Genomic DNA, 10,098 nt, shown 5'->3' on the forward strand with positions numbered 1-10,098 from the left:
GCCTTTTTCGATCATGGCGTCCGCTTACTCGGTGAGCTCGGGGCGCTGACGGTATTGGTCGAGTGATGCTGGGTTGTCCAGCGCACTTAACTGCGTCACGTCTTGGCCATGGACCACATCGCGCACCGCTAACTCGGCCAGTTTCCCTGACTTGGTGCGTGGAATATCGCTCACCTCGGCAATCACGGCGGGAACGTGACGCGGCGTGCACTGGGTGCGGATGGTTTTTTTGATGGTTTGCTTGAGTGGCTCATCCAGTGTCACGCCGGCGGCGAGTTTGACGAACAGCACCACGCGGACATCATTTTGCCATTGCTGACCAATGACCACCGAATCCATGATCTCGCTAAGCTGATTCACATGGCGATAGATTTCTGCCGTGCCAATTCGTACTCCGCCTGGGTTCAATACCGCATCAGACCGACCATAAAACACCATGCCACCTTGTGCGGTCAGGCGCACATAGTCACCATGAAACCAGATATCATCAATCTTGTTCCAATAGGCGTTGTGATAGCGACTGCCATCGGTATCGTGCCAAAAGCCAACCGGCTGGTTGGGGAAGCTATTACAGCACACCAGCTCCCCTTTCTGCTCCTCGACCGCTTGGCCTTGGGCGTTAAACACTTGTACATCGAGCGCCAAGCCGCGCTTTTGGCTTTCGCCGCGATAAACCGGTGACAGCGGGCTGCCAAGAACAAAGCAGCCACAAATGTCGGTGCCACCCGCAATCGAGCTTAACTGCAGATCAGACTTTATCTTTTGATAGACATAATCAAACTGCTCGGGCGCAAGTACTGAGCCGGTCGAACACAGGACACGTAACGACGCCAGCGAGTAATCCTCTTTTGGCGCCACCCCTTGTTTTTCCAATGCCTCTAAGTATTTCGCCGCCGTACCAAAAAGGGTGATCTGRTGCCGCTCRGCCAGTCGCCAAAGTACCCCCGCATCCGGATAAAACGGCGAGCCATCATAAAGCACTAAGGTCGCGCCACTTGCTAAAGCGCTAACTTGCCAATTCCACATCATCCAGCCGCAGGTGGTGAAATAGAAAAAGCGATCGCCGGGGCGCACATCCGAATGGAGCTGATGCTCTTTCAAATGATTGAGCAATATCCCGCCCACCGAATGAATAATGCACTTGGGCTTACCCGTGGTGCCGGATGAGTAAAGCACAAAGAGTGGCGCATTGAACGCCACGCGGGTAAAGCGAAGCGGCGGCGCGTCCTTGGCTAATAAGTCTTGCCAGTTATCCACGCCAGCAGGTAAAGAAGGTCGATCGCCATCAAAAGGGATCACCACTAAGCGCTCAATGGCTGGCACATTATCCACCACCTGCTGCGCTTTATTCAGGCAGTCATAGGTTTTGCCGTTGTAATGATAGTGATCGGTGGTAAACAGCACTTTGGGCTCGGTTTGGCCAAAACGGTCTAATACACTGTCGACGCCAAAGTCCGGTGAAGTTGAGGTCCAAATCGCGCCTAGTGCCGCGGTGGCAAGCATTGCAATCACGGTTTCAGGCAGATTAGGTAAATAGCCGGCAACCACATCGCCTGGTTGAACGCCTTGCGTATCTAGGTAGTGACGGATGGCCGCCACCTGATCGACGAGCTCGCGCCAAGTGAGGGTGCGTGCTACCTCATGCTCACCGCTAAAAATCATCGCTGGTTGGTCGGCATATTGCTCTGCGTGCTTGAGCAGATTTTCGGCATAGTTCAGACGTGCGGTGGGAAACCACTGGCTATCCCGATTAGGGTGCTCGGGGTCGATATCGCACACACTCTCGCCCGGATCGCCGATCACGCCGGAAAATTGCCATAATTGTTGCCAAAAATCGCCGCTTTGACGCACTGACCATGCATAAAGATCGTCATAGCCACTCAGCTGGGTGTCGTGAGTCTGATTCACGGCACGGATAAACGCGGCGAGTAAGGTGTGGGTTTGACGTTCCTTATCCGGCGCCCACAACAATCCGTCTTTCATGTCCTCTCCTTAGCTCTTATCAGGGTGTGCCTGTATAAATGCATCCAGCGTTTGGCATTGTGATTCAATGCGCGTCAGGGTTGGGTAGGCCGTTAAATCAAACGCAAATCGGCGCGCATTAAACAGCTGCGCGACCAAACAAATATCGGCCAAATTGGGCGCTTCGCCGCCAATAAAGGGGCTGTCTAATCCTTGTAATTTGGCTTCCAAACCATCGAATCCTTGTTTTAGCCAATGGTGATACCAAGTGATTTTGTCGTCATCACTGTGGCCAAAGGGACCGGTTAAGTATTGCAGAACCCGCAAGTTATTGAGTGGATGCACATCACAGGCAATGTCGAGCGCCAGTGATCGACACTGGGCTTTTTGCACTGGATCACTGGGGAGCAGTTTGACCTGTGGATAGCGCTCGTCGAGGTATTCGATAATGGCGAGCGATTGGCTCAAGGTGATATCGCCATCGACCAAGGTAGGCACTAAACCGGCGGGGTTGAGCGAACGATAGGCGTCGCTGTGCTGGTGTTTATCCAGCAGGGACACGGTTTCTCGTTGGTAGGTGAGGCCTTTAAGGCCAAGGGCGATGCGGACGCGGTAGGCCGCGGTCGACTTACTGTAATCATAAAGCAGCATACAAGCTCCTAGACGGCGTCAACGTCAAGCGCGCCTAGAGACTCTAGGCGCGCATAAAGGTTACTCCGGGATGTAACGGGTCACGGTTTGCTCTATGGCACCGAAAATAGATGCCTCTTGGCTGTCGCGCATATCGATGGTGACGCTATCGCCAAAGGTCATAAACGGGGTTTTTGCCTCACCTTGGTCGATAATTTCTAGCATGCGCTTTTCGGCTAAGCAGCATGAGCCTTTGCTGCGATCGGTGTTGGACACAGTACCGGAGCCAATAATGGTCCCCGCACTGACATGGCGGCTTTTCGCCACATGCGCGACCAGCTCGGCAAAATCAAAGGTCATATCGACACCGGCCTCGGGTGACCCGAACCATTCGCCGTTGAGGGTGACATGCATCGGTAAGTGGACTTTATGATCGCACCAGTGATCGCCCAGCTCATCTGGGGTAACCGCCACTGGTGAAAATGCAGAAGCCGGCTTGGATTGGAAAAAGCCGAACCCTTTGGCAAGCTCGCCGGGGATCAGGTTGCGCAGTGAAACGTCGTTGACCAGCATCAGCAGTTTAATGTGTTGGCCCGCTTTGTCAGTACTAAGATGCATGGGGACATCATCGGTGACGACGGCAAGCTCGGCTTCAAAGTCACAGCCCCACGCATCATCGACCAATTCAATCTCGTCACGTGGACCGAGAAAGCCATCAGACATGCCTTGATACATCAGCGGGTCGGTCCAAAAACTCTCAGGCATTTGTGCGCCGCGTGCTTTGCGCACCAGTTCAACGTGGTTAACGTAGGCGCTACCATCCGCCCACTGATAGGCGCGGGGCAGTGGTGAGTCGCAGACGCTTGGGTCAAAGGCAAAGGACTCACTGACTTGGTTGTCATTGAGCGCGTCGTAGCGCTGAGTCAGTTTGGGCGCCAGTGTCGCCCAATGATCGAGTGCCGCTTGTAGTGTGGGTGCAATATCGTCGGCGTGGACGGCGCGAGTAAGGTCACGAGAGACCAAAACCAATTTGCCATCACGTCCGTGTTTGAGTGAAGCCAGTTTCATTGCTTTCTCCTTCGCTATTCTGCGTCACTTGGCGTGCGCCAAGAGTAAACATAATCGGTCAGTTCGGTGGCTTTCGCCGCGTCGCCCATATCAAGTGGCATACGGGTATCGATCATCACCGCCACTTCATCGGTCTCTTTTTTCTGATGCTTTTTGCCCGCGGCGAACGCTTTTGGGTGAGGGCCATGTGGGAAGCCACAAGGGTGTAAGGTCACCATGCCGGCATCAATGTTATCGCGGCTGAAAAAGTCACCTTGGTGATAGAAAAGCACCTCATCATAGTCATCGTTGTTGTGGTAGAAAGGCACCTTCAGTGCGCCAGGATCCGACTCGATTGGGCGGGGGACAAAGGTGCAAATCACAAAACCTTGCGCGACAAAGGTGGTGTGTGCGGATGGCGGTAAGTGATAACGATGGCTCATCAACGGGCGGATATCTCGCCAGTTGAGTCGGAATACAGTGAGGTTGCCCTTCCAGCCCACAGCATCGAGTGGGTTATAAGGATAAGTGACGCGGTTAAGCTGTTGGCGCGATTTGATCATCACCTGCCAGCTTTCGTTATCGGATTGCTGGGCTTTAAAGCTATCGTCAATGCGCGCATGTTCTAACACCGCAGGGTCAAACACTGCATGTTCGCCGACGATGCCTCGTTCGGCGCTCATGTAGGAGCCATGAGTCGCTTCAATCATCAGCAAAGTGGTGGCGTCATCCGGCACCAGTCGCCAGCTGGTGGCGCGAGGAATGATCAAATAATCGCCTTTGGTGTAGCGCAAGTGGCCATAATCGCAATACAGCGAGCCTTCACCCTGGTGGACAAACAAGCAATCGTCGCCATCGCTGTTGCGCACTAGATAAGACATGGCGGTATCGGTGCGCCATAAGCGAACCTGAACGTTGGCATTGGATAACAGCACAGGCGCATCCATTGGCGACGTGCCTTGAGTTTCAACTCGGTTGGTGTCAAAAGCATGCGGTCGCAATGGGCCTTCCCACTCGCTCCAGCCCGTCGGGGGATGGCGGTGATACATATGACTGGCCGGGCCAAAAAAGCCTTCCTTGCCACACTCGCGCTCGTAGGTTCCCTCGGGGAAGTCGCAGTGGGCTTGACATGAGGCATCCCCTTCACGAATGGGGAATGAAAACCACTTTCGCATAACTCGCTCCTTGTGCTGGGCGGCCGTGCTCACCGGGACGGCCAAATAGTTTCAAAAGAAACAATCTATCCATTTATACTAGCGATCAGAGACGAGAAAAAGCAACGCTCTGTTAACAAATAATTTACCTTTTGTGTTCAGTATTTTTGCCGCTAAAAAACCGTAAGTGTAAACAAAGCACTACCTTTGCATCTTATCGAAGCCTCTCGTAAAGTATTCCACATGATTTCACTTGAAACTAAATGATATGACCCTTCCTCATTTAGCGCTCGATAGCTTTTTGCCTTATAAGCTAGTTCACACGGCGGAACTGGTTGCCGATAGTCTTGCGGCACGTTATGAAGCAGAGTTTGGCTTATCGCGTCCAGAATGGCGCGTGCTGGCCTCTTTGGGCGCACGTGATGGCGTGATGGCGAAAGATTTAGCCGCAGAAACGCGGCTGGATAAAGTAAAAGTGTCGCGCTTGCTTACCCGTTTAGAGCAGCATCAGTTGGTGGAGCGGCGCGCGTGCCAAGGTGATCAGCGCGCCGCGTTAGTCCATTTGACCGACAAAGGACGCACCCATTATCAGACCATTGTTCCCAAAGTACTGGAGTGGGAAAAAGCCATGCTCGAGGGACTCAGTGCGGCGCAGTATCAAGCGCTTTATCAGGCGCTAGATGTGTTGCAGCACCGCGTTCATGAACTGGATCAAGCAGGCAGTGAAGACGCGAGCATCTGACGGCGCAGCACCACGGCATAGAGGTACGCCATAATACCGGCCAGTAGATTGGCAATGGCGATTCCCGCAAACAGACCATGGGTGCCGTTGACCATGCCGCCCAGCCATGCACAGGGCACTAGGAAGACAAATAAACGCACTAGGTTGCAGGCGAACGAATGCAGCGAACGCTTCATGGCATTCAGGCCGCCGACCAATAACATCAAGGTGCCTTGTAAGCCGTAACTGGCCGGGACCACCATTAAATAGTGGGCAATTTCTTGTTGAACCCGCACATCGTCACTGAACAAATCCGCAATCAGATCGATAAAAGGCCACAGCGACAAGTACAAGGCAAACTGGAACAAGATGGCAAAGCGCATCGCGCTAAACAGTGCCTGAAAGGCCCGTTGATGGTATTGCGCACCAAAGTTTTGCGACATTAAGGGCGTGAGCGATGACGTCATCGCCATCATCACAATTAATAAAATGGCTTCAATACGCTGAGCGGCGCCATAGGCGGCAACGCTTTCTGTTCCCTGTGAGGCGAGCATCATCATTAAAATGGCGCCTGCGGCAGGGTTTAAGGCATTGGTCATTCCCGCCGGCATGCCAATTTTAAGGATTTGACGCACATCAGTCGCTAGCTTGGTCCATTGCGGCGCCATCAGCAGCCGCTCACGGCGGATAAGAATACTCAGTGCGGCTATCAATGCGCCGGCCCAGCTGACGGCACTGGCGATGGCCGCCCCTTGCACACCCAGTTCGGGAAATGGACCCAAGCCGAAAATCAGTAAGGGGTCGAGCGCCCCATTAATCAGGCCGGAGACCATCATGATTTTCGCCGGGGTTTTCGTGTCGCCCGTGGCACGGATAGCCGCGTTTCCTGCCATGGGTACCACAAGTAATGGAATGGTGAGGTACCACACTTGCATATAGTCATGGATTAACGGCAATAAGTTGTCGCTTGCCCCCAACGCGGAGAACACTGGGTCGATGGTGGCCGCCCCCAACCAGCCGACGGCCATCACCATGAAGACCGCCAACATCAAGCCGTGACTCGAGACCCGCGCGGCATCTTGATGATCGCCCTGACCAAGCAATCTTGCCACTAAGGCAGCAATGCCGACCCCTAATCCGAGCGTGATGGAGTTAACCGCAAAGGTAATAGGGAAGGTGAAGCTCACCGCGGCTAATGCTTCCGTGCCAAGCAGTGAAATAAAGAAGGTATCCACCACATTGAACATGATGATCGCAAATAGCCCAAATACCATGGGCACGGTCATCTTACGTAATGTGAGGTTAATCGGGGCAGACAGCAGCCCGTGTTTGTCGTTCATAATCTCTTATCACTGGGTTGGGACGGGTTACCCTAGCGGATCCTCACAATCGGAGAAAGTTGCCAGTCTAAAAAAACAAAAAAATTGCTGTAAAACCCTTGGGAAAGAAAAAGGGCGTCCMCACATAGGGAGTTACATCAGGAACCGGACGCATGTACGGCCTGTGTGCATACTTACTTCATCAAACGGAACATCATTACTAATTCAGGAGACGACCGATGAACATTCGTCCACTACATGATCGCGTTATCGTTGAGCGCCAAGAAGCTGAGTCTAAATCAGCGGGCGGCATCGTGTTAACTGGTTCTGCTGCAGAAAAGTCTACCCGCGGCAAAGTGCTGGCGGTAGGCAAAGGCCGTATTCTTGAAAACGGCAACGTGCAGCCATTGGACGTTCAAGTGGGTGACACTGTTATCTTCTCTGAAGGCTTTGGCACCAAGACGGAAAAAATCGAGGGTCAAGAAGTTCTGATCTTGTCTGAAAGCGACATCATGGCAATCGTTGAATAATTCATTTCACCTCCAATCAATAATGTAAGAAAGGAATAGAATCATGGCTGCTAAAGACGTTAAATTTAGTGACGACGCGCGTGCGAAAATGCTCGAAGGTGTGAATGTTCTGGCTGATGCCGTGAAAGTCACACTGGGCCCTAAAGGCCGTAACGTAGTACTAGACAAATCATTCGGTGCCCCAACCATCACCAAAGATGGTGTCTCTGTTGCACGTGAAATTGAACTGGAAGACAAGTTCCAGAACATGGGCGCACAAATGGTGAAAGAAGTAGCGTCTCAGTCAAACGACGCTGCGGGTGACGGTACGACTACCGCTACAGTATTGGCGCAATCCATTGTTAATGAAGGCTTGAAAGCAGTAGCGGCAGGCATGAACCCAATGGATCTAAAGCGCGGTATCGACAAAGCGGTTGTTGCGGCGGTTGAAGAGTTGAAAAAACTGTCTGCGCCTTGCACCAGCAACAATGCGATTGAGCAAGTGGGCACTATTTCTGCCAACTCTGACCACACCGTTGGTAAAATTATCGCACAAGCGATGGAAAAAGTGGGCCGTGATGGCGTGATCACCGTGGAAGAAGGTCAATCACTGCAAGACGAACTGAGCGTCGTAGAAGGCATGCAGTTCGATCGTGGTTACCTATCTCCTTACTTCATCAATAACCAAGAAGCCGGTAACGTTGAACTGGATAACCCATTTATCCTACTGATCGACAAAAAAGTGTCGAACATCCGCGAGCTGCTACCAACGCTAGAAGCGGTTTCAAAAGCGTCTCGTCCTCTGCTGATCATTGCAGAAGACCTTGAAGGTGAAGCGCTGGCGACATTGGTTGTCAACAACATGCGTGGCATCGTCAAAGTCGCTGCCGTGAAAGCGCCTGGCTTTGGTGACCGTCGTAAAGCGATGCTGCAAGATATCGCAACCTTGACGGCAGGCACTGTGGTTTCTGAAGAAATCGGCATGGATCTAGAGAAAGTGACGCTGGAAGACCTAGGTCAAGCGAAGCGCGTCACTGTCACTAAAGACAACACCACTATCGTTGACGGTGTCGGTGAGGAAGCGGCGATTGAAGGGCGTGTTGCACAGATTCGTCAACAAATCGAAGAAGCAACCTCAGACTACGACAAAGAAAAACTGCAAGAGCGCGTCGCGAAACTGGCTGGCGGTGTTGCAGTGATCAAAGTCGGCGCAGCGACCGAAGTCGAAATGAAAGAGAAGAAAGATCGCGTTGAAGATGCTCTGCATGCAACGCGTGCGGCGGTTGAAGAAGGCGTGGTTGCCGGTGGCGGTGTTGCCTTAATCCGTGCGGCGAGCAAAGTTGGCGAGCTGAAAGGTGACAACGAAGAGCAAAACGTCGGCATCCGTGTTGCACTGCGCGCTATGGAATCACCACTTCGTCAAATCGCGACTAACGCGGGTGATGAAGACTCAGTGGTTGCTAACAAAGTGAAATCTGGCGACAACCACTTTGGCTACAATGCATCAACCGGCGAATACGGTGACATGATTGAGATGGGCATCCTTGACCCAACCAAGGTGACACGTAGTGCACTACAGTTCGCTGCCTCTGTTGCGGGTCTGATGATCACGACGGAAGCCATGGTTACCGATCTGCCACAAAAAGACGGCGGTGCTGATATGGGCGCGGCTGCTGGTATGGGTGGCATGGGCGGAATGGGCGGCATGATGTAATCGCCTTTCCCTCAGAAATGAAAAACCCAGCTTCGGCTGGGTTTTTTCGTTGTGTGCTGCCAGGATCGATTTTAATCGTCAGTGTGTTGAAGTGGATGAGAATAAGTTCATCACGGCCACACCGGCAACAATCAGTGTCATCCCAATCACCGCCGGCGTATCGAGCTTCTGGTCGAACACCAACCAACCAATGAGCGCTATCAATGTCACGCCCGCGCCCGCCCATATCGCATAGGCGATGCCTACAGGAATGGCGCGTAAAGTGAGGGCGAGTAGATAGAAAGAGAAACTGTATCCCACTACCACTAATATCGAAGGAACGAGCTTAGAAAAGCCGTCACTATTTTTGAGTGATGCGGTTGCAATCACCTCTGCCACAATAGCAAACCCTAGAAAAAGCCAATGCTTCATATCGATGACTCCCAAGTGAGAAACAGGTGAGCTATGCTACCAGCCAATTTTTATGATGTATGCCTCATTTTGAGTAGAGAAGAGTGAAAGACACGATCGGACATGTAAGCCAAGGTGAACACGAGCGGCAAAATATAGCAGGTAAAGTAGGCAAAATATCTTGCTCTGTACGCTTTTTGTTCAGGTGACATTTTTTTTGCAAAAATGGGTTGCGGGAAAAACTGAGATCTCTATACTGCGCTTCCTGTTGACGGGGCAACGAGACGCAAGTCACGAAATGCCAACCACTCAGTCAACACGCTCTTTAACAATTTGACCTATGCAATCTGTGTGGGCACTCGTTGAGAATAGACAAAAAGATTTATTCGATGAACTGAGTGACCAAACGACAACTTTTACAGTTGTTCGGCACAGTCAATTCGTTTTTCTCTTTGGAGAGAAACAGTAATCAGTATTCATTGAGCTGAAACTTCGGTTTCGAAAAAACTTAAATTGAAGAGTTTGATCATGGCTCAGATTGAACGCTGGCGGCAGGCCTAACACATGCAAGTCGAGCGGAAACGGCAGTATTGAAGCTTCGGTGGATTTACTGGACGTCGAGCGGCGGACGGGTGAGTAACGGCTGGGAACC

General features: G+C 52.1%; 9 protein-coding genes and 1 rRNA gene. 4 read left to right on the forward strand and 6 right to left on the reverse strand.

Translation table 11 applies throughout. The features are described from left to right. Positions 1-24: 24 nt before the first annotated feature. From BZG73_RS14115 to BZG73_RS14130, 4 genes are read right to left on the reverse strand one after another with little or no spacing between them, the layout of a single operon-like run. A complete protein-coding gene (locus BZG73_RS14115) occupies positions 25-1,983 on the reverse strand; it encodes an acetoacetate--CoA ligase (RefSeq protein WP_077668643.1) in 1,959 nt (652 codons plus the stop codon). Between the two features lie 9 nt (positions 1,984-1,992). Next, entirely contained in the window at positions 1,993-2,613 is a 621-nt protein-coding gene (gene maiA, locus BZG73_RS14120; RefSeq protein WP_069361513.1) for a maleylacetoacetate isomerase, read from the reverse strand. 60 nt (positions 2,614-2,673) lie between these two features. Further along, the gene (locus tag BZG73_RS14125; protein ID WP_077668644.1) at positions 2,674-3,660 is read right to left on the reverse strand and encodes a fumarylacetoacetate hydrolase family protein; all 987 of its coding nucleotides are present in this window, start codon (positions 3,658-3,660) and stop codon (positions 2,674-2,676) included. A gap of 14 nt (positions 3,661-3,674) precedes the next feature. After that, the gene (locus BZG73_RS14130) at positions 3,675-4,814 is read right to left on the reverse strand and encodes a homogentisate 1,2-dioxygenase (protein ID WP_077668645.1); all 1,140 of its coding nucleotides are present in this window, start codon (positions 4,812-4,814) and stop codon (positions 3,675-3,677) included. A gap of 232 nt (positions 4,815-5,046) precedes the next feature. Between BZG73_RS14130 and BZG73_RS14135 the strand changes: the two genes are divergently transcribed. Further along, complete coding sequence (locus BZG73_RS14135) at positions 5,047-5,535, forward strand: MarR family winged helix-turn-helix transcriptional regulator (RefSeq protein WP_316243046.1); 489 nt, start codon at positions 5,047-5,049, stop codon at positions 5,533-5,535. Here the strand turns inward: BZG73_RS14135 and BZG73_RS14140 are convergent. Next, positions 5,505-6,854, reverse strand: coding sequence for an MATE family efflux transporter (locus BZG73_RS14140; RefSeq protein ID WP_077668647.1), 1,350 nt, complete (start codon positions 6,852-6,854; stop codon positions 5,505-5,507). The genes BZG73_RS14135 and BZG73_RS14140 overlap by 31 nt on opposite strands. A 218-nt stretch (positions 6,855-7,072) precedes the next feature. On the opposite strand from BZG73_RS14140, the gene BZG73_RS14145 reads away from it, so the two are divergent. Together BZG73_RS14145 and groL are read left to right on the forward strand one after the other, a co-directional pair. Continuing rightward, positions 7,073-7,363 carry a co-chaperone GroES gene (locus tag BZG73_RS14145; protein WP_046074554.1) on the forward strand — a complete coding sequence of 97 codons (291 nt, stop codon included), beginning with the start codon at positions 7,073-7,075 and terminating at the stop codon, positions 7,361-7,363. A gap of 43 nt (positions 7,364-7,406) precedes the next feature. Further along, a complete protein-coding gene (gene groL, locus BZG73_RS14150; protein ID WP_069361508.1) occupies positions 7,407-9,056 on the forward strand; it encodes a chaperonin GroEL in 1,650 nt (549 codons plus the stop codon). 78 nt (positions 9,057-9,134) lie between these two features. Here the strand turns inward: groL and BZG73_RS14155 are convergent, their stop codons facing one another. Continuing rightward, a complete protein-coding gene (locus tag BZG73_RS14155) occupies positions 9,135-9,467 on the reverse strand; it encodes an SMR family transporter (RefSeq protein WP_046074556.1) in 333 nt (110 codons plus the stop codon). Between the two features lie 489 nt (positions 9,468-9,956). On the opposite strand from BZG73_RS14155, the gene BZG73_RS14160 reads away from it, so the two are divergent. After that, positions 9,957-10,098 (forward strand): 16S ribosomal RNA (locus BZG73_RS14160); the annotation flags it as partial.

This window comes from Salinivibrio siamensis (genome assembly GCF_001996005.1).
GTDB lineage: Bacteria > Pseudomonadota > Gammaproteobacteria > Enterobacterales > Vibrionaceae > Salinivibrio > Salinivibrio siamensis.

Bases quoted from the DNA above. Each gene is read 5' to 3' on its own strand.
- maiA (WP_069361513.1), bottom strand. From the start codon at position 2,613: ATGCTGCTTTATGATTACAGTAAGTCGACCGCGGCCTACCGCGTCCGC.
- BZG73_RS14125 (WP_077668644.1), bottom strand. From the start codon at position 3,660: ATGAAACTGGCTTCACTCAAACACGGACGTGATGGCAAATTGGTTTTG.
- BZG73_RS14130 (WP_077668645.1), bottom strand. From the start codon at position 4,814: ATGCGAAAGTGGTTTTCATTCCCCATTCGTGAAGGGGATGCCTCATGT.
- BZG73_RS14140 (WP_077668647.1), bottom strand. From the start codon at position 6,854: ATGAACGACAAACACGGGCTGCTGTCTGCCCCGATTAACCTCACATTA.
- BZG73_RS14145 (WP_046074554.1), top strand. From the start codon at position 7,073: ATGAACATTCGTCCACTACATGATCGCGTTATCGTTGAGCGCCAAGAA.
- groL (WP_069361508.1), top strand. From the start codon at position 7,407: ATGGCTGCTAAAGACGTTAAATTTAGTGACGACGCGCGTGCGAAAATG.
- BZG73_RS14155 (WP_046074556.1), bottom strand. From the start codon at position 9,467: ATGAAGCATTGGCTTTTTCTAGGGTTTGCTATTGTGGCAGAGGTGATT.